At 68.1% G+C, this 18,038-nt stretch carries 16 protein-coding genes; 12 read left to right on the forward strand and 4 right to left on the reverse strand.

Annotation, left to right across the window (positions count from 1 at the left end; all coding sequences use genetic code 11):
• Nucleotides 1-112: 112 nt before the first annotated feature.
• Both C507_RS0112410 and C507_RS0112415 read right to left on the reverse strand, forming a co-directional pair.
• Nucleotides 113-1,207 carry a polyamine ABC transporter substrate-binding protein gene (locus tag C507_RS0112410; RefSeq protein WP_018700027.1) on the reverse strand — a complete coding sequence of 365 codons (1,095 nt, stop codon included), beginning with the start codon at nt 1,205-1,207 and terminating at the stop codon, nt 113-115.
• Nucleotides 1,208-1,387: 180 nt separating this feature from the next.
• Nucleotides 1,388-2,767 (reverse strand): glutamine synthetase family protein, encoded by a 1,380-nt coding sequence (locus C507_RS0112415; protein ID WP_018700028.1) that lies wholly within the window; start codon nt 2,765-2,767, stop codon nt 1,388-1,390.
• Nucleotides 2,768-3,147: 380 nt separating this feature from the next.
• Between C507_RS0112415 and C507_RS0112420 the strand changes: the two genes are divergently transcribed.
• Genes C507_RS0112420 through C507_RS0112435 form a run of 4 tightly spaced genes read left to right on the forward strand, consistent with a single transcriptional unit; the run spans nt 3,148 to nt 8,728 of the window.
• Nucleotides 3,148-4,545, forward strand: a complete 1,398-nt coding sequence (locus C507_RS0112420; protein ID WP_018700029.1) for a glutamine synthetase family protein — start codon at nt 3,148-3,150, stop codon at nt 4,543-4,545.
• Nucleotides 4,538-5,941 (forward strand): aspartate aminotransferase family protein, encoded by a 1,404-nt coding sequence (locus C507_RS0112425; protein ID WP_018700030.1) that lies wholly within the window; start codon nt 4,538-4,540, stop codon nt 5,939-5,941. The genes C507_RS0112420 and C507_RS0112425 overlap by 8 nt, the downstream gene beginning before the upstream one ends.
• Nucleotides 5,938-7,254 (forward strand): NAD(P)/FAD-dependent oxidoreductase, encoded by a 1,317-nt coding sequence (locus C507_RS0112430; RefSeq protein ID WP_018700031.1) that lies wholly within the window; start codon nt 5,938-5,940, stop codon nt 7,252-7,254. Before C507_RS0112425 ends, C507_RS0112430 begins: the two co-directional genes overlap by 4 nt.
• A 43-nt stretch (nt 7,255-7,297) precedes the next feature.
• Nucleotides 7,298-8,728, forward strand: coding sequence for a peptide MFS transporter (locus C507_RS0112435; protein WP_018700032.1), 1,431 nt, complete (start codon nt 7,298-7,300; stop codon nt 8,726-8,728).
• Nucleotides 8,729-8,738: 10 nt separating this feature from the next.
• Here C507_RS0112435 and C507_RS0112440 read toward each other — a convergent pair whose 3' ends face one another.
• Nucleotides 8,739-10,103 (reverse strand): malonyl-CoA decarboxylase, encoded by a 1,365-nt coding sequence (locus C507_RS0112440; protein ID WP_018700033.1) that lies wholly within the window; start codon nt 10,101-10,103, stop codon nt 8,739-8,741.
• Nucleotides 10,104-10,378: 275 nt separating this feature from the next.
• Here C507_RS0112440 and C507_RS0112445 point away from each other — a divergent pair, with 275 nt between their 5' ends.
• The 6 genes from C507_RS0112445 to C507_RS0112470 all read left to right on the forward strand — a co-directional run bounded on the left by C507_RS0112445 (nt 10,379) and on the right by C507_RS0112470 (nt 15,926).
• The gene (locus C507_RS0112445; protein ID WP_018700034.1) at nt 10,379-10,987 is read left to right on the forward strand and encodes an NUDIX domain-containing protein; all 609 of its coding nucleotides are present in this window, start codon (nt 10,379-10,381) and stop codon (nt 10,985-10,987) included.
• 223 nt (nt 10,988-11,210) lie between these two features.
• Nucleotides 11,211-12,650, forward strand: a complete 1,440-nt coding sequence (gene cysG / locus C507_RS0112450; protein WP_018700035.1) for a siroheme synthase CysG — start codon at nt 11,211-11,213, stop codon at nt 12,648-12,650.
• A gap of 11 nt (nt 12,651-12,661) precedes the next feature.
• A complete protein-coding gene (locus C507_RS0112455) occupies nt 12,662-12,976 on the forward strand; it encodes a DUF2849 domain-containing protein (protein WP_018700036.1) in 315 nt (104 codons plus the stop codon).
• Between the two features lie 29 nt (nt 12,977-13,005).
• Entirely contained in the window at nt 13,006-14,664 is a 1,659-nt protein-coding gene (locus C507_RS0112460) for a nitrite/sulfite reductase (RefSeq protein WP_018700037.1), read from the forward strand.
• On the forward strand, nt 14,639-15,385 hold the full coding sequence (locus C507_RS0112465; protein WP_018700038.1) for a phosphoadenylyl-sulfate reductase: 747 nt from the start codon (nt 14,639-14,641) through the stop codon (nt 15,383-15,385). Before C507_RS0112460 ends, C507_RS0112465 begins: the two co-directional genes overlap by 26 nt.
• 19 nt (nt 15,386-15,404) lie before the next feature.
• Entirely contained in the window at nt 15,405-15,926 is a 522-nt protein-coding gene (locus C507_RS0112470; protein ID WP_018700039.1) for a DUF934 domain-containing protein, read from the forward strand.
• Between the two features lie 260 nt (nt 15,927-16,186).
• On the opposite strand, the gene C507_RS0112475 is transcribed toward C507_RS0112470, so the two are convergent.
• Entirely contained in the window at nt 16,187-17,266 is a 1,080-nt protein-coding gene (locus C507_RS0112475) for an NAD(P)-dependent alcohol dehydrogenase (protein WP_018700040.1), read from the reverse strand.
• 162 nt (nt 17,267-17,428) lie between these two features.
• On the opposite strand from C507_RS0112475, the gene C507_RS0112480 reads away from it, so the two are divergent.
• On the forward strand, nt 17,429-17,701 hold the full coding sequence (locus C507_RS0112480) for a type II toxin-antitoxin system RelE/ParE family toxin (RefSeq protein ID WP_018700041.1): 273 nt from the start codon (nt 17,429-17,431) through the stop codon (nt 17,699-17,701).
• Entirely contained in the window at nt 17,701-18,015 is a 315-nt protein-coding gene (locus tag C507_RS0112485) for a HigA family addiction module antitoxin (RefSeq protein ID WP_018700042.1), read from the forward strand. The genes C507_RS0112480 and C507_RS0112485 overlap by 1 nt, the downstream gene beginning before the upstream one ends.
• The last annotated feature ends 23 nt before the right edge of the window (nt 18,016-18,038 follow it).

The raw sequence follows: 18,038 nt of genomic DNA on the forward strand, positions 1-18,038 counted from the left end.
CGCCGCAAGGGTCGATCGTCGCGGGTCTGGAGGGAAGGCGCACCGTCGCGCGACGACACCCGGCCTGCCAGCGGAAGCGGCGGCTCGCAGTTGCGGCCGCCGCCTCGTCAGATCAGATGCCGGATTTCACCGACGTCCAGGTGCGGGTGAGGTTGCGCTGGTCGCGCGGATTGTAGACCTCCACCGTGTAGAGCCGCTCGAGCACGTCCTCCGGCGGGTAGATCTGCGGGTCGTCGAGGATCTCGGCTTCGATGAACTCCTGCGACGCCTCGTTGCCGTTGGCGTAGTAGACGTAGTTCGTCGCCTTCGCGATCTCCTCCGGCTTCATCATGAAGTTGATGAAGGCCATGGCGTTCTCTGGATGCGGCGCGTCCTTCGGGATCGCCATCTGGTCGAACCACATCAGGGCGCCTTCCTTCGGGATCGAGTACTCGACGCTGACACCGTTGTCGGCCTCGGCGGCGCGGTCACGAGCCTGGAACACGTCGCCGGACCAGCCGATCGCCACGCAGATGTCGCCGTTGGCAAGCGCGTTGATATATTCCGACGAGTGGAACTTCTGCACGTAGGGGCGGATCTTCGCGAGCATCTCCGAGGCCTTCTCGAAGGACTCCCGGTCGCGGGCATTCGGATCGAGGCCGATATAGTTGAGCGCGGCCGGAATGATCTCCTCGGGCGCGTCGAGCATGTGGATGCCGCAATCCTGCAGCTTCTCCGCATTGGCCGGGTCGAACACCAGTGCCCAGGAGTCCACCGGGGCATCCTCGCCGAGGCGCTCCTTCACCTTGTCGACATTGTAGCCGAGGCCGGTGGTACCCCACATGTAGTTGATCGAGTAGGTGTTGTCCGGATCGTAGATCGCGGTCCGCTCGGCGATCACCGGCCACATGTTCTTGATGTTCGGCAGCTCGGACTTGTCCAGCTCGCTGAACACGCCGGCCTGGATCTGCCGCGCCAGGAAGGATGCCGTCGGCACCACGACGTCGTAGCCCGTGGAGCCCGCGAGCAGCTTGGTCTCCAGGATCTCGTTGGAATCGAAGACGTCGTAATTGACCTTGATGCCGGTCTCGGCCTCGAAGTCCTTGAGGATCGACTCGTCGATATAGTCGGACCAGTTGTAGACGTTGACGACCTTGTCCTGGGCCGCTGCCGGCCCGGCCACGATCAGAGCCGCCGCGACGAGACCGCCTGCGAGAGCATCACGCATCGAGCACTCCTCCCTGTTTACGAAACCCCAACCGGGCGAGCCCGGCCCTGCCTAGCAGCAACGGTACGGAACCCGCAGGTTGGCCTCAACCGTTTTTGCACACGGTCCTGCCCATAGTCGCGTCGGGCGACAGCCGGATCTCGGGCATCCTGCGCAGGGGACAGGCAGCCATAGCTCCGCCTACAGGTAGGTCGAGCGCTCCAGCGGCGAGATCTCGGACCGGAAGGCGGCGATTTCCGCGTCCTTGATCGCCGCGAACATCGACCGATACTCCACCCCGAACGTCCGCCGGATGAAGTCGGACTTGCGGAACAGGCCGACGGCCTCCTCCATCTGGTCGGGCAGTTCCGGCGCGGGCGCCTCGTAGGCGTTGCGGTCGGTGGGCGGCGGCGGCGTGCGTCCGCCCTCGATGCCGTCGAGCATGCCGGCCAGGATCGCCGCCAGCACGAGATAGGGGTTGGCGTCGGCCCCGGCGATGCGATGCTCGACCCGCAGCGCGGCGGTCTCGCCGGCCGGAATGCGGACCGCGACGGACCGGTTGTTGTGGCCCCAGGCGGCGCGGGTCGGGGCGTAGGAGCCCGGCAGCAGGCGACGGTAGCCGTTCCAGGTGGGCACGAAGACGAGCATGGCCGGCGCCATGGTATCGAGCAGGCCCGCCACCGCTGCTTCCAGCAGCGTCTGGCCGCGCGCGGGATCGGCGAAGACGTTGCGCCCCTCCCCGTCAACCAGGCTGATGTGCAGGTGCATGCCGTTGCCGGCCCACGGCATGAACGGCTTGGCCATGAAGGTCGCCCGCAGCCCGTGGCGACGCGCCGTCTCCTGGATGAGCCGCTTCAGCATTAGGGCGTCGTCGGCGGCCGCCAGCCCGTCCACCCGATGCTTCAGGTTGACCTCGAACTGGCCGGGCGCAGCCTCCGAGATGATGGTGTCGATCGGGATCGACTGGGCCTTCGCCGCGGCACGCACGTCGGCGAAGAAGCCGGCATGGGCGGAGAGATCGGAAAGCGCGTACATGTTTTGCCGGTCCGGCCCGTCCCCCAGCGACAGGACCGGCCGGTAGGCCTCGGCCGCCGTCTGTCCGTCCGCAGCGGTCAGCAGGTAGAATTCCAGCTCGAACGCCACACACGGCCTGAGACCGGCCGCATGGGTGCGGGCCACCGTGCGCTCCAGGGCCTGGCGCGGATCGCCATGGAAGGGTTCGCCGCCCTCCGTCGCCATGGTGAGCATCACCTGCCCCGTCGGCACGTCCGCCCACGGCACCGGCCTGAGCGATCCCGGTACGGCCCGGCAGAAGCCGTCGCGGTCGCCGGTGTCCACATGCAGCCCGGTCTCCATCACCTCGCGGCCCCAGACATCGAGACCGAACATGGAGAACGGAAACGCCACGCCCGAGGTGAAGGCCTTTTCGATGGAGCCGGCCGGCGCCCACTTGCCGCGCATGACGGCATTGGTGTCGGTGATCAGGAACTCGACCGCTTCCGTGTCGGGATGCTCGGCCAGATAGCGCTCGACCTCGTGGAGAGGGGAGCCGGTGCAGTCCGCCGATGTCTGGAAAGTCATGCGCGAGGGGTCTCGAGGGCGCCGCTTCGGACCCCGCCCGCGGGCGGAGGCGACAGCGATGGGGTTTCGGAAGCCGGAGCGAAGGCCGGAAGTGGCGGCGCTCCGGGAAACCGGACGCCGCAACGCCGGACGCGTTCGGCCGGACGACCTCGCGAATGGGTTCGCGCAAGGCCGACTTAACCACCGAGACGCCCGTCCGCAGGTTGACCTAGGCAGTTTCCGGTCTGGCCTCTATGATGTCAATTACTGGCAAACGGGCCTGTCTCCGGCCATCCCCGGCCGAGTTCATGCCCCTGTGCGGCGCGCGTGCGGGGGGATCCAGGTCGCAACCAATTGAGGATGTCGATCGGCGTGAAAGCGCCGGTGGCACACGTGTGAATATGAGTGCCGAAGAACGCCCCGCCAGCGAAACCCAGAGCGCCCGTGGCGTCGCTTCCCACGAGGAGGCCGTGCGCTGGCTGAAGGAACGCCGCATTCAGGATGTCGAATGCATCGTGCCGGACCAGGCCGGCGTCGCGCGCGGCAAGCTGATGCCGACGGAAAAGTTCGCCGCCGGGCCATCGATCACCATGCCCACGTCGATCTTCACCCAGACGATCAGCGGCGACTACCCGGAAGACGACGAGAACTTCAAGCACGACCCCAGCGATTCCGACCTCATCTTCGAGCCGGACTATTCAACCCTCGCGGTCGTGCCATGGGCCAGCGACCCCGCTGCCCAGCTCATCCATGACGCGCGCCATCGCGACGGCCGCCCGGTGGACCACGCCCCGCGCCAGGTGCTGCGCCGCATCGTGGATCTGTACCGGCACAAGGGGCTGAAGCCCGTCGTCGCGCCGGAGATCGAGTTCTACCTGGTCAAGCCGAACACCGATCCGGACTATCCGCTGGAGCCGCCGATCGGCCGCTCCGGGCGCCCGGAGATCGGCCGGCAGTCCTTTTCGATCGCGGCGGTGAACGAGTTCGAGGACGTCTTCGACGACATCTACGCCTATGGCGAGGCGCAGGGGCTGGAGATCGACACGCTGATCCATGAGGAAGGCGCGGCGCAGATGGAGATCAACCTTCTCCACGGCGATCCGATCGACCTCGCCGACCAGGTGTTCCTGTTCAAGCGGACGATCCGCGAGGCGGCGCTTCGTCACAACATGTACGCCACCTTCATGGCCAAGCCGATGTCGAACGAGCCCGGCTCGGCCATGCATGTCCATCATTCGGTGGTGGACATCGAGACGGGGCAGAACATCTTCTCCACGGCCGACGGCACGCCGAGCCGCGAGTTCTTCTCCTTCATCGCCGGCCAGCAGAAATATCTGCCGAACGTGATGGCGATCCTGGCGCCCTACGTGAACTCCTATCGGCGGCTGGAGCGGTGGACCACGGCGCCGATCAACGTCTATTGGGGCTACGACAACCGCACCGTCGGCCTGCGTGTGCCGCACTCGCCCCCGGCCGCGCGCCGGGTGGAGAACCGGGTGCCATCCTCCGACGCGAACCCCTATCTCGCCCTGGCGGCGTCGCTCGCCTGCGGCTATCTCGGCATGACCGAGGAGCTGACCCCCGACGAGCCCATCGACGGCTCGGCCCGGGAACTGCCTTACGGCCTGCCGCGAGGCCTGCTGGAAGCGGTGGCGCTGTTTGAGGAAAGCGAAGAGCTGATGGAGATCTTCGGCAAGGGCTTCGTCCACACCTACCGGGCCATCAAGCAGGCCGAATACGAGACCTTCATGCGCGTGATTTCGCCCTGGGAACGGGAGTATCTTCTTCTCAATGTCTGACGCGTCGCTGTCGAACGATCCCCACTCAACGCCCGAGCTGCGGCGCCGCGACGCCACGCATCACATCCACCCCTTCTCCGACACTGGAGCCCTCAACAAGGAAGGCTCCCGCGTCATCGTGCAGGGCGAGGGCTGCTGGATCACCGATTCAGAGGGCAACCGGCTTCTCGACGGCATGTCGGGCCTGTGGTGCGTGCAGATCGGCCACGGCCGGCCGGAGATCGCCGATGCCGTGCATCGGCAGATGTCGAAGCTGAGCTACTACAACACCTTCTTCAAGACGACCCACGAGCCCGCCATCGAACTGGCCGAACGGCTGGCGCGGCTGGCGCCGGCGGGTCTGAACCATATCTTCTTCACCGGCTCCGGTTCGGAATCGAACGACACCGTGATCCGCATGGTCCGCACCTATTGGGACCTGATGGGCAAGCCGGAGAAGAAGACCATCATCGCTCGGCAAAACGCCTACCACGGCTCGACCGTCGGCAGCGCAAGCCTCGGCGGCATGAGCGGCATGCATGCCCAGGGCGGCATGCCGATCCCCGGCATCGTCCACATTCCCCAACCCTACTGGTTCGGCGAGGGCGGCGACCAGGATCCGGACGCGTTCGGCCGCTGGGCGGCGCAGGAGCTCGCCCGGGCCATCGAGGAGCAGGGCCCGGAGACGATCGCCGCCTTCATCGCAGAACCGATCCAGGGCGCCGGCGGTGTGATCATTCCGCCGGACAGCTACTGGCCGGAAATCAAGAAGGTCCTCGCTGCCCACGACATCCTGTTCGTGGCCGACGAGGTCATCACCGGCTTCGGCCGCCTCGGCACCTGGTTCGGATCGGACTATTTCGGGCTCGAACCGGACCTGATGTCCATCGCCAAGGGGCTTTCCTCCGGCTACCTGCCCATCGGCGGCGTGATGGTCTCCGACCGGATCGCCGACGCCTTCATCGAGAAGGGCGGCGAGTTCACCCACGGCTTCACCTATTCCGGCCATCCGGCCTGCTGCGCCGCGGCGCTGGAAAACCTCCGCATCATCGAGGAGGAAGGCATCGTCGAGCGCGCCGCCGAGATCGCCCCATACCTGCAGGAGGGCTGGCTGTCGCTGGGCGACCATCCGCTGGTGGGCGAGGCCCGCATGGTCGGGTTGGTGGGGGCGCTGGAGCTCGTGCCGGCGAAGCCGGACCGCAGCATCCGTTTCGACAACACCGGCGCCGTCGGCACGCTCTGCCGCGACCATTCGCTGAAGAACGGTCTGATCATGCGGGCGACGCGCGATTCCATGATCATCGCGCCGCCGCTGGTGATCAGCCGCGGCGAGATCGACATGCTGGTGGAGCGGGCCCGCAAGACCCTCGACGACACCGCCGAGGACCTGCGTCGGGACGGACGCCTCAAGCCATGACCGACGGGGACGCAGCGACGCCGCCGGACGGCGCGGTGCCGCCCCGCCCGGACACGCTCTACGCCGCGACCGTCCCCCAGCGGTTCCACCCTCCGCTCGCCGGCGACGCGACCGCCGACGTCTGCGTGGTCGGCGGCGGCTTCACCGGCCTCTCCACCGCCCTGCACCTGGCCGAGGCGGGCCGCTCCGTCATCCTTTTGGAGGCGAACAGGCTCGGCTGGGGGGCATCGGGACGCAACGGCGGCCAGGTCCATTCCGGCCAGCGCCGCGACCAGCTCTGGCTGGAGGAAACCGTCGGCAAGGACGACGCCCGCAAGCTGTGGGATCTGTCGGAAGCCGCCAAGGATCTCGTCCGCGCCCGCATCGCCCGCCACGACATCGCCTGCGACTGGATCGACGGGCTGATCGGCGCCGCCCACACCGAGGCTGCGCTGGACGACGAGCGCGCGATGGTCGAGCACATGGCGTCGGTCTACGGCGTCGACAGCCTGACCCTTCTCGACCGCGAAGAGACCGCCCGGGCCGTCGGCTCGACGCGCTTCGTCGGCGGCTACAGGGACGCGAGCGCCGGCCATCTCAACCCGCTCGCCCTCGCCGCCGGTCTCGGCAGCGCCGCGGTTGCCGTCGGCGCGCAGATCCACGAGGGGTCCGAGGTGAGCGCCATCGAGGCCGGCCGCAACGGCCGGCGGATCGTCCGGACCACCTGTGGATGGGTCGACGCGGAAACCGTCGTGCTCGCCGGCAACGGCTATCTCCACGACATCGCCCCTTCGGTGGAAGCCCGCGTGCTGCCGATCAACAACTATGTCGTCGCCACCGAGCCGCTCGGCGAGGAGCGCATGGCCCGTCTCATTCCGGGTCGGGAATGCATTGCCGACACGCGCTTCGTGGTGCGTTACTGGCGCCCGACGGCTGACGGCCGGCTAGTCTTCGGCGGCGGCGAGAGCTACACCCGCGCCCTGCGCAGCGACGTGGCCGGCCTCGTGCGACCCTATCTCGCGGAGATCTATCCCGACCTGGCCGACGTTCCCTTCGACTACGCCTGGGGCGGCACGTTGGCCGTCACCCGCCACCGGATGCCCTTCGTGCGCCGGGTCGAGCCCGGCCTCTACGCCGGCTGCGGCTATTCCGGGCAGGGTGTGGCGACGGCCACCTTCGCCGGTAAGGTTCTCGCCGACGCCATCGGCGGCGACACGGGCACGCTCGACGTCTTCTCGCGGCTGCCGGTGCCCTCCTTCCCGGGCGGCACGCTCTTGCGCACGCCGCTGCTGGTGCTGGCGATGACCTGGTTCGCCCTGAGAGACCGGCTCTAGGTCTTGTGCTAAGTCCTTTCCAGGGTGAGCTGGGAGGGAAACGATGTTCAGGGATCAGCCAAAGGCACTTTACGTGCTGTCGCTCACCGAGTTGTGGGAGCGGTTCGGCTACTACACGCTGACCACCGTCTTTACGCTCTACCTGATCGACGTCCTGAAGATGCAGGACGCTCAGGCCTATCTCCTCTTCGGCGCCTTCACCGCCTTCGCCTACCTGATGCCGGTCATCGGCGGCGTCATTGCCGACCGCGTCTTCGGCCACGGCCGCGCCATCGTCGTGGGCGCCGCCATGATGTCGGCCGGCTACCTGATCCTCGCCCTCTCCTCCACAGCCACGATGTATCTGGCGCTCGGCATACTCGTGGTGGGCAACGGGCTGTTCAAGGCGAACGTGTCCGCCCTCCTCGGCCACTTTTTCGAGGACAACGATCCGCGTCGCGCCTCCGGCTTCACCCTCTTCTACATGGGCATCAACATCGGCTCGCTGGCCGCGACGCTGGTGGCCGGCATCCTGGCCACCCAGTTCGGCTACTGGGTGGCGTTCGCCGCCGCCGGCTGCGGCAAAGCGCTGGCCCTCGCCACCTTCCTCTACGGGCGCAAATATCTGGAGGACAACCACCACCCTCCGGCGCACGCGATGCGCAGCCTGCGCCTCAACGGGCTGGTCCTGCTGGCGCTCGCTGGCATGGTGCTCCTGTCCATCTACCTGATCTCGCGCCCCAGCGAAGCCGGCATCTTCCTCGCCATCGTCGAGACAATCGCGGTGATCATCTACGTCGTGCTGGTGTTCCGCGAGCCCGCGCAGCTGCGCCGCCGCCTGATCGCCCACCTGGTGCTCGTCGGGTTCGCCGTTGCGTTCTGGGCGGTCTACCAGCAGGACGTCACGTCGGTGATCGTGTTCACCCAGCGCGACCTGGATCTCACCGTCTTCGGCTGGCAGTCGCCGCCGGAAGAGTTCGCCTCGCTCAACCCGTTCTTCATCCTGGCGCTGTCGCCCCTCCTGGCCTTCCTCTGGCCGGCGATCGAACGCCGCGGCATCAACTTCGACGACGTGATGAAGTTCGCCTTCGGGCTCGCCTTCCTCGGCGCCGCCTACTGGATCCTGACGCTGGGCATCTTCGAGACGCCGGACGGCGCCAAGACGGCGGCCTACTGGGTGGTGCTGTTCTTCCTGATGCTGTCCCTCGGCGAGCTGCTGCTCTCGCCGGTCGGCCTGGCGCTCACCACCGAACTGGCGCCTCGCCATCTCGCCGGCTTCGCCATGGGCATCTGGCTGATGGCGACCTCAGGCGCCAACTACATCGCCGGCCTGCTGGGCGGGCTCGCCTCGGTGCCGGACGGCGCCTCGCCTGCGACGGAGGTCGGAATCTACTCCCACGCCTTCTTTGTCTACGGCGCGATCTGCATCGCGGCGGCCGCGCTGCTGCTGGTGATGCTGCCGTTCATCCGGCGTGCCATCGGGTTCGCCAGGTAGGCTCGCAGGATCAGGCGTCGGAGGGTACAAGCGCCTTCGGTGCCGGCAGACCGCGGGCCAGCTTGGTAACGGCGGAGGACGCGGCCACCTTGCGGTCGTTCACGAAGGCCTCGTGGTTCTTCTCGATGTCCGGCAGGCGGTAGAGATAGTTCACCATCATGCCGTGCGCGGTGCGCAGCGCCTTCGGCGACAGATCGCCGGCGAAGTTCACCCGCTCGAGCCGCGCGCCGTTGCCGAGATGGAAGCGGGCCACCGGATCGGCCAGGCGGCCGCGCCGGTCCCGCGCGCGGGTCAGGTACCAGGCCGCCACCTGCGGGAGGACCCGGGACAGCTCGTCGCGTGCCGCGGCATCCTGCCACCAGCCGTCCTCGTCGAGCCGGTCCAGCACCGGGCGTGTCTCCGCCGGCAGGACGGAGGAGACCTCCGCGCTCCGCTCGCGCTCCAGCCAGCCGGCGAAGCCCGGCACCGGCGACAGCGTCACGAACGTCTTGAGATCGCGGAACTCGCGTTGCAGATCCTCCACCACCTGCTTGATCAGGAAGTTGCCGAAGGAGATGCCCTGCAGGCCCTTCTGGCAGTTCGAGATCGAGTAGAACACCGCTGTCGTCGCCGCCCCCGGCTCGATCGGCGTGCGGTCGCGGTCGAGAATCGGCTGGATGGCCGACGGGATGTCGCCGGTCAGCGCCACCTCCACGAAGATCAGCGGGTCGTCGCCCAGCCGTGGATGGAAGAAGGCGTAGAGGCGACGGTCCGGCAGGTCGATGCGCCGCCTGAGGTCATCCCAGTCATGGATGGCGTGGACCGCCTCGTACTTGATGATCTTCTCCAGGACCGCCGCCGAGGTCTGCCAGTCGATACGGCGCAGGAGCAAAAAGCCGCGGTTGAACCACGACTGGAAAAGCGTCTTCAGGTCATCGTCGAGCGTCCAGAATTCCGGGTGGTTGGGCAGCCGCTCCAGAAGATCCAGGCGCATGGCGACGAGGTCGGCCGTGCCGCCGGGCGCGAAGTTCAGCCGCCGGAACAGCTCCAGCCGGCGTGGCTCGGCGGAGCGCAGGATCGCCTTGGCGTTGACCTCGCTCGGATCCTCCAGGAACCGCGCGGCCGCACCGCCGAGATCGGACCGGTCGGCACTGTAGGTCTCCACCAGAAGCCGGAAGAAGGACGTCCGGCCTGCATAGTCGAGCGCCCGGTAGCCATCGAGCAGTTCGCGCGCCCGCGCCACGCCCGATGCCTCGCCGGGAACGGACAGGAGCAGGTCCGCCAGCTCGCCCAGCGCCCGGCCGCTGGGGCGGCGCGGTCTGCGCCAGTCGACCAGGGCCCGCCCCCGGTCACCGATGATTTGCAGGAGATCGTTCAAGACGGATGCCTCTGCCATGATCCTGAATCTGGGGCTGCCATGCCGGTCGTACAATGACCGCGGTCCGATACCGCCGCTCATGCTCCGGCCGGCGCCCCCCGCGCTCCTCTCCCGCCCCGCGAGAAAGGACGAAGGGCCGTTGAACCGTCTCGTGAAGGCGCGTTAGGACACCTGTCGAGATCGGTTCGACGCGCCCGCCCGTCCCGTGGGGCGACGCGGCGCACCCTCCAGCCCACCATTAGTCCGGCCAGGTGACGGCCCCGTGTCCGGCCCTGCCGCCAAAGGAAGTTTTCATGGTCGCACCCTCGAATGACCGGCACGTGTCGATCACCGGCACCGAACGGATCTACGACGGCTTCGTGCGCTTTGACCTGGTCGGCCTCCGGGTCGAGCGGGCCGGCCGCGAGCCGCTCGAGTACACCCGGGTGGTTCATGATCACGGCCACGCGGTCGGCGTCCTGCCGGTGGACGAAACCCGCCGGATGGCGGTGGTCGCGCGTCAGCTTCGGGTCCCCGTCCTGATGACCGACGATCCCGACCCGTTCCTGATCGAGGCCTGTGCCGGACTCATCGACCCGGAGGACCCCGACGAGGAAACAGCCTGCCGGCGCGAGTGCGAGGAGGAGCTCGGCATTCGCGTGCGCGACATGAAGAGCATCGGCCGCGTCTATCTTTGCCCGGGCACTGTGACGGAGGCGATCACCCTCTTCCTTGGAACCTACACCGAGACGGACCGCATCTCCTCCGGCGGTGGCATCGACGAGGACGAGGACATCGACGTGATGGAAGTCCCGCTGGCAGAACTCGACCGCTGGCGCACGGACGGCACCATCCGCGACGCCAAGCTCCTGATGCTCCTCCAGGCGCTGAAGCTCTCCCGGCCCGATCTCTTCACGGATTGAGGGCCCTCGCCGCCCCTTAGCCAGCCCTGCAAAGGCGAATTCTTCCAGTTCCGGATTGGTTGCGCGCGCTGGCCGCGGCAACCGAAATCCTTTTCTGCCCGCGCGACGGCATTTGGAATTCCATGTCCCGCAATTGCAGCGGGCGCAGCGTATCTCTGACGGAGTTGTCACAGCTGCACCCTGTCCTCGGGCAGGTCAGCGCCGTCCGGGAGCCGCGCGAACCATGCTCGCCGCATCCGATCCGACCTCCGACCGCAAGCTCGCGGTCTTTCCGGCCTTTCACCAGGTCGCCGGCCGCCGCGTGCTGATCGCCGGCGGTGGCGACGAGGCCGCCGCCAAGATCCGGCTTCTGTCGGAGACCAGCGCCGCGCTCGTGGTGGTCGCGGCCGAGCTGTCGCCCGCCGCGAAGGCCGCGATCGCCAAGGCTGGCGCCACGTGGATCGCCCGCCCCTTCGAGCCCGCCGATGTCGAAGGCGCCGCCCTCGCCTTCGCCGCTTCCGGCGAGGAAGCCGACGACCGCGCTGTGGTCGAGGCCGCCCGCGCCGCCGGCGTGCCGGCGAACGCCGTCGACCGTCCCGAGATCTGCGACTTCTATGTCGGCGCGCTGGTCAACCGCGCGCCCGTCGCCGTCGCCATCACTTCCACCGGCACCGGCCCGGTGCTCGCCCGTCATATCCGCGCGAAGATCGAGGCCATGCTGCCGGCCGAGACCGGCGCGCTCGCCCGCATCGCCGAAAGCCTGCGCGGCCGGATTGCTTCCGTCTTCTCCGACGGCGTCGAGCGCCGCCGCTACTGGGAGCGCTTCTTTTCCGGGCGCGTCTCCGATGCCCTGCGCCACGATGGCGAGGCCGCGGCGCGGCGCGTTGCCGACCGGCTGATCGGCCGCGCCGATGCCGGCGACGGTTACGTGACCCTGGTGGGAGCTGGCCCCGGCGCGGAGGACCTGCTGACGCTGCGCGCCCAGCGGGTGCTGCAGGAAGCCGACGTCATCGTTCACGACCAGCTTGTCCCCGACGCCGTGGTCGCCATGGGCCGGCGCGACGCCGAGCGCATCTCCGTCGGCAAGGCCAAGGGTGCCCACTCCGTCACCCAGGGCGAGATCAATTCCCTGCTCGTCGCCCGCGCTGCCCGCGGCGAGCGCGTGGTCCGCCTGAAGAGCGGCGACCCGATGATCTTCGGCCGTGCCGGCGAGGAGATCGCCGCGCTGGAGGCGGCAAACGTCGCCTACGAGATCGTCCCGGGCGTCACCGCGGCGCTCGCCGCCGCCTCGTCGGCGAAGATCCCGCTGACGCTGCGCGGCGTGTCGTCCAGCGTCGTCTTCGCCACGGGCCACGACCAGCACGGCTCGGTCCTTCCCGACTGGGCCAATCTCGCGCTGTCCGGCTCCACCGTCGCCGTCTACATGGGCCGCACGGTCGCCGGCCGGATCGCCACCCAGCTGATGGCCGCCGGCCTGGCTGGCGCCACCCCCGTCGCCGTGGTGGAGAACGCCGCGCGCACCGACGAGCGCTTGCTGACCGGCCGGCTGGATTCGCTCCCCCGGCTCGCCCGCCGCACCGAGATCGACGGCCCGGTGCTGATCGTCATCGGCGAGGCCGTCGCCCATGCCGGTTCTGCCGGGGCGGAAAGTCTCGATCCCGTTCCCGCACTCACGGCCGCCTGAGGATGAAAGCGATGAAGATCATCACCGCCAACCGCCTGGACGATGGGATCGTCGTCTTCCTCGGCCGCAGCCACCGCTGGGCCGAGCACATCGACGAGGTGACGCCCTTCGACGACGATGCGGCCGTGGAGGAGGCGCTGGTGCTCGCCGCCCAGGCCGTCGCCGACCGCAGGATCGTCGAGCCCTACGCCATCGACGTGCGCGCCGAGGCGCACGGACTGGTTCCGGTCCGCCTGCGCGAGGTCATCCGCGCCAAGGGCCCGACCGTTCGCCTCGATCTCGGCAAGCAGGCCGAGCGCGCCTCCCCGATCGACACCGCCGCCTGAGCCATCGCGCCAGACGAGGACAGACCCCCATGTATCGCTACGACGAATTCGACCACGCCTTCGTGCGCGCCCGCACCGAACAGTTCCGCGACCAGGTCCGCCGGCGCCTGTCCGGCGAGCTCAGCGAGGACGAGTTCAAGCCGCTCCGGCTGATGAACGGCGTCTACCTGCAGCTTCACGCCTACATGCTCCGCGTCGCCGTTCCCTACGGCACGCTGTCGGGAACCCAGATGCGCATGCTGGCCCGGATCGCGCGCGAGTATGATCGCGGCTACGGCCACTTCACCACGCGCCAGAACATCCAGTTCAACTGGCCGAAGCTCGCCGACATCCCGGCGATCCTCGACCTTCTGGCCGAAGTGGAGATGCACGCCATCCAGACGTCCGGCAACTGCATCCGCAACGTCACCGCCGACCATTTCGCCGGTGCTGCCGCCGACGAGCACGCCGACCCGCGCCCCTACGCGGAGATCATCCGCCAGTGGTCGTCGATCCACCCGGAATTCACCTTCCTGCCGCGCAAGTTCAAGGTCGCCGTGTCCGGTGCCGAGCGCGACCGGGCGGCGATCCGCGTGCACGACATCGGCCTGCAGATCCGCCGCGACGAGGCCGGCAATCTTGGCTTCGAGGTCTGGGTCGGTGGCGGCCAGGGCCGCACCCCGATGATCGCCAAGAAGGTTCGCGACTTCGTCGCCGAGGAGGACCTGCTCGCCTATCTCGAGGCGATCCTGAGGACCTACAATCGCTACGGCCGGCGCGACAACAAGTACAAGGCGCGCATCAAGATCCTCGTCCACGAGACGGGCATCGACGAGCTGAAGCGCGACATCGAGGCGGAGTTCGAGGAGATCCGTGGCGGCGCGCTGACGCTGCCGCAGGATTCCGTCGACGCCATCGAGGCCTATTTCGCCCCGCCGGCCTTCGAGGTCGAGGCGGTCGGCGAGACGCCGGCCTCCAACGATCCGCTGTTCGCGGCCTGGACCGAGACCAACGTCCACGCCCACAAGCAGCCGGGCTATGCTTCCGTCACCATCTCGCTGAAGCCCATCGGCGGCATTCCGGGGGATGCGACGGCGGAGCAAATGGAAGCGGTGGCCGAGATCGCCGAGCGCTTCTCGTTCGGCGAGATCCGTGTCTCCCACGAGCAGAACCTCGTTCTGCCGCACGTGGCGCAGCGCGATCTCCCGGCCGTCCATGCGGCGCTGATCGAGGCGGAGCTGGCGGAGGCCAACGCCGGCCTTGTCACCGACATCATCGCCTGCCCGGGCCTCGACTACTGCGCGCTCGCCAACGCCCGCTCGATCCCGGTGTCGCAGCGACTGTCGGAGCGCTTCGGCGACGCCGCCCGCCAGCGCGAGATCGGCCCGCTCTCGATCAAGATCTCGGGCTGCATCAACGCCTGCGGCCATCACCACGTCGGCCACATCGGCATCCTGGGCGTCGACCGGAAGGGCGAGGAACTCTACCAGATCACGCTCGGCGGAGCGCCGGGCGAGGATGCTGCCATCGGCGCCATCGTCGGCCGCGGCTTCTCCGAGGATGCGGTGATCGACGCGGTGGAAACCGTCGTCGACACCTATCTGGCCCTGCGCACCGGTCCGCAGGAGCCGTTCCTCGCGGCCTATCGCCGGCTCGGCGACCAGCCCTTCAAGGAGGCCCTCTATGGTCCTCAGCGAACCGCGGCCTGATCTCTCCGCCCTAACCTCGGCGGAGATCTCCGCGCTCTTCCCGACGATCGAGCGGGAGGTGCGGGTGCAGCGCTCGCTCGCCACGATCGCGTCGGTGCTGGTGGACGGCGTCGCCGGGAAGGCCGCCGTCGTCTCCTCCTTCGGGGCGGAATCGGCCGTGCTCCTGGCGCTTGCCGCCGAGGTCGACCCGACCGTGCCGGTGGTCTTCCTGGAGACGGGCAAGCACTTCCCCGAAACGCTGCGCTACCGCGACCGGCTGGTCGAGACGCTGGGACTGACGGGCGTTATCTCTGTGGAGCCCGACGCCGCCGATCTCGCCGAAGCCGATCCGGACGGCGTCCTGTGGGCGAGCGACACCGACCGCTGCTGCGATGTCCGCAAGGTGCGGCCACTGGAGCGCGCGCTGGCGCCCTTCGATGCCTGGCTCACCGGCCGCAAGCGCTTCCAGGCCTCGACCCGGCAGACCATCGAGCCCATCGAGTGGGACGGCCGCCACGTCAAGATCAACCCGCTCGCCGAGTGGGACCGCGACGACATCGCCGCCTTCATGGCCGCCCGCGACCTGCCGGCCCACTCGCTGGTCGCCCAGGGCTTCCCGTCCATCGGTTGCATGCCCTGCACCGACCGTGTGGCAGACGGCGAGGATCCCCGCTCCGGCCGCTGGCGCGGCCAGGGCAAGACCGAATGCGGCATCCATTTCTCGCGCGATCGCGCGGCCTGAGTTCGAACGGAGACACCCCATGTCCGACGTTTTCCGCAACGGCGCCTTCGTCGAGGATCCCTGGGTCCGCATCGACGACGAGGCCCCCATCCCCGACGACGGCTTCGTGCTGGTGCCGCTCGCGCGCTGGCTCGCCGAGCGCGACAACCTCATTGCCCGCAACCACCCGCTCGGCATCGTCGTGTCGGTCGGCGAGAAGATCGAGAACGTGGCCGGCGATCTCGACCGGTTCCAGGTCGTGGCGGTGGACTTTCCCGCCTATACCGACGGGCGCGGCTACTCCACGGCGCGGCTGGCGCGCGACCGCTACGGCTACACCGGCGAGCTGCGCGCCGTCGGCAACGTGCTGGCCGACCAGGTGCCGCTGATGGCACGCTGCGGCTTCGACACGTTCGCCGTCACCAAGCCCGCCGCCCGGGCCGTGCTGGAAGACGGCGGCGTGCCCGACGTGCCGGTCTACTACCAGCCGGTGACGCGGCCGGAATCCCCCGTCACCACCATCCGCCCGTGGATGCGACGCTCCCCTCCGGGGCTCGCCTGAGGCCCCCTGCCTGCTCACGCTGGTCCCGTCCGACGGATCGCACCAACCAGCGGGTAACCGTGCGCCGCCTGAGCAAAGCCAGGAAAAGTGCCGTTGCGGTTTTCCTGGACCCGCGAAGCCAGCGCGCAACCGCGCGCCGGCCGGTCAGGCCGCCCCCGCGGAGACGTCGCGCGAAGCGCGACTGTCGTGAGCGCCAGGAATATCTCTTTCAACGCAATCGCGGACGGAAAACCGCAAGGGCACTTTTCCTGCAATTGCTTCTAGTTCGGCGTGATCGCCACCTTCAGCACCCCATCGCGCTGGTGCGAGAAGAGGTCGTAGGCCTCGACGATATTGTCCAGCGTGTAGCGATGGGTGACCAGCGGCTTGAGGTCAACGCGGCCCGACGCGACCACCTCCATCAGCCGGCGCATGCGCTCCTTGCCGCCGGGGCAGAGCGAGGTAACGATCTTGTTGTCCCCGAGGCCCGCGCTAAAGGCATCCAGCGGGATGGTCAGGTCGCCGGAATAGACGCCCAGGCTGGACAGCGTGCCGCCGGGCTTCAGCACCCGCAGGCAGTTCTCGAAGGTCTCCTGCAGGCCGAGCGCCTCGATGGCCACGTCGACGCCGCGCCCGTCGGTGATCTTCATCACCTCGGCCACCGGATCGGTTGAGCGGAAATCGATCGTGTGGTCGGCGCCCATCTTCCGCGCGATCTCCAGTCGCTCCGGTACCGAATCCACCGCGATGATGGTGGTTGCGCCGCACAGCTTCGCGCCCGCCGTCGCGCACAGGCCGATGGGTCCCTGGGCGAACACCACGACCGTGTCGCCGATCTTGATCTTCCCCGCTTCCGCACCGGAGAAGCCCGTCGACATGATGTCCGGGCACATCAGCACCTGCTCGTCGGTCAGCCCGTCGGGCACCGGCGACAGGTTCGCCATCGCGTCCGGGACCAGCACGTACTCCGCCTGGGTGCCGTCGATGGTGTTGCCGAAGCGCCAGCCACCCATCGGCTTCAGGCCGTGCTTGTGGTGCTGGCCGTCCTGGGAGCAGAGCCCGTCCAGGCAGGCGTTGGAATAGCCCGACGGGCAGATCGCGCCGGCGATCACCCGCTGGCCCTCCTCGTAGCCCAGCACGTTGGAGCCGAGCTTCTCGATCACGCCCACCGGCTCGTGGCCGATGGTCAGTCCCTTCGCCACCGGATACTCGCCCTTGAGGATGTGGACGTCGGTGCCGCAGATCGTCGTGGTGGTGATGCGGATCAGGGCGTCGTTCGGACCGATATCGGGAACCGGCTTGTCGTCGAGCTCGATGCGTCCCGGCTCGATGAAAATGGCAGCTTTCATCATGGTCGGCATGGTGGTCGTCCCCTCGCGGATGGAATGTGCGAAACCCGTGCCCGCACTCTCTCCCAACGCGCATCGGCTGCATTGATTCAGCACAAGCGCGAACGGCTCTGGAGATGGCTCACTTGACGAATGTAAGCAGATCGCTTACATTCCCATTCAGGTCAGGTGGGCATGATCCGATCGATCCGGCACAAGGGCCTCCGGCAGTTTGCCAGGACCGGAGACGCCTCGAAGCTGAGCGTGCCGAACGCCGGTCGCGTCCGGCGGGTGCTGGCGCGTCTCGATGCATCGGTTACCCCCGCTGACATGAACCTGCCCGGCTTCCATTTTCACAGCCTGTCCGGCGTGGAGCGCTATTCGGTCCGTATCACCGGAAACCGGCGCCTGACGTTCGGCTGGGACGGGGAGGATGCAGTGGACGTCGACCTGGAGGACTATCATTGATGGAACGGATGCCGCTGCTCTCGGGTCTGCAGCCTACCCACCCTGGCGAACTCCTGCGTGAGGACGTGCTGCCGGCTCTCGGTCGCTCGAAGAGCGACATCGCCCGGCTACTGCGAATTTCGCGGCAACATCTCTATGACCTCCTGGAGGAGCGCAAGCCGATCACTCCACAGATGGCGTTGCGGATCGGCAAGTTGACCGGCACGACCGCAGTCTCGTGGCTCAGGATGCAGTCCGCTTACGACTTGGCGCTGGCCGAAGAGGCGACTGCGGCGGAGCTGGAGCAGATCCCGACACTCGCCGCTTCCGGCTGACTCCCCTGCCTTGTTCCGCGCGG

The organism is Amorphus coralli DSM 19760, from assembly GCF_000374525.1.
Lineage (GTDB): Bacteria > Pseudomonadota > Alphaproteobacteria > Rhizobiales > Amorphaceae > Amorphus > Amorphus coralli.

Coding starts and splice junctions, on each gene's coding strand:
- C507_RS0112455 (WP_018700036.1), top strand. CDS start 12,662: ATGAAGATCATCACCGCCAACCGCCTGGACGATGGGATCGTCGTCTTC.
- C507_RS0112415 (WP_018700028.1), bottom strand. CDS start 2,767: ATGACTTTCCAGACATCGGCGGACTGCACCGGCTCCCCTCTCCACGAG.
- C507_RS0112460 (WP_018700037.1), top strand. CDS start 13,006: ATGTATCGCTACGACGAATTCGACCACGCCTTCGTGCGCGCCCGCACC.
- C507_RS0112480 (WP_018700041.1), top strand. CDS start 17,429: ATGATCCGATCGATCCGGCACAAGGGCCTCCGGCAGTTTGCCAGGACC.
- C507_RS0112470 (WP_018700039.1), top strand. CDS start 15,405: ATGTCCGACGTTTTCCGCAACGGCGCCTTCGTCGAGGATCCCTGGGTC.
- C507_RS0112440 (WP_018700033.1), bottom strand. CDS start 10,103: ATGGCAGAGGCATCCGTCTTGAACGATCTCCTGCAAATCATCGGTGAC.
- C507_RS0112485 (WP_018700042.1), top strand. CDS start 17,701: ATGGAACGGATGCCGCTGCTCTCGGGTCTGCAGCCTACCCACCCTGGC.
- C507_RS0112420 (WP_018700029.1), top strand. CDS start 3,148: ATGAGTGCCGAAGAACGCCCCGCCAGCGAAACCCAGAGCGCCCGTGGC.
- C507_RS0112475 (WP_018700040.1), bottom strand. CDS start 17,266: ATGCCGACCATGATGAAAGCTGCCATTTTCATCGAGCCGGGACGCATC.
- C507_RS0112435 (WP_018700032.1), top strand. CDS start 7,298: ATGTTCAGGGATCAGCCAAAGGCACTTTACGTGCTGTCGCTCACCGAG.
- C507_RS0112430 (WP_018700031.1), top strand. CDS start 5,938: ATGACCGACGGGGACGCAGCGACGCCGCCGGACGGCGCGGTGCCGCCC.
- cysG (WP_018700035.1), top strand. CDS start 11,211: ATGCTCGCCGCATCCGATCCGACCTCCGACCGCAAGCTCGCGGTCTTT.
- C507_RS0112410 (WP_018700027.1), bottom strand. CDS start 1,207: ATGCGTGATGCTCTCGCAGGCGGTCTCGTCGCGGCGGCTCTGATCGTG.
- C507_RS0112425 (WP_018700030.1), top strand. CDS start 4,538: ATGTCTGACGCGTCGCTGTCGAACGATCCCCACTCAACGCCCGAGCTG.
- C507_RS0112465 (WP_018700038.1), top strand. CDS start 14,639: ATGGTCCTCAGCGAACCGCGGCCTGATCTCTCCGCCCTAACCTCGGCG.
- C507_RS0112445 (WP_018700034.1), top strand. CDS start 10,379: ATGGTCGCACCCTCGAATGACCGGCACGTGTCGATCACCGGCACCGAA.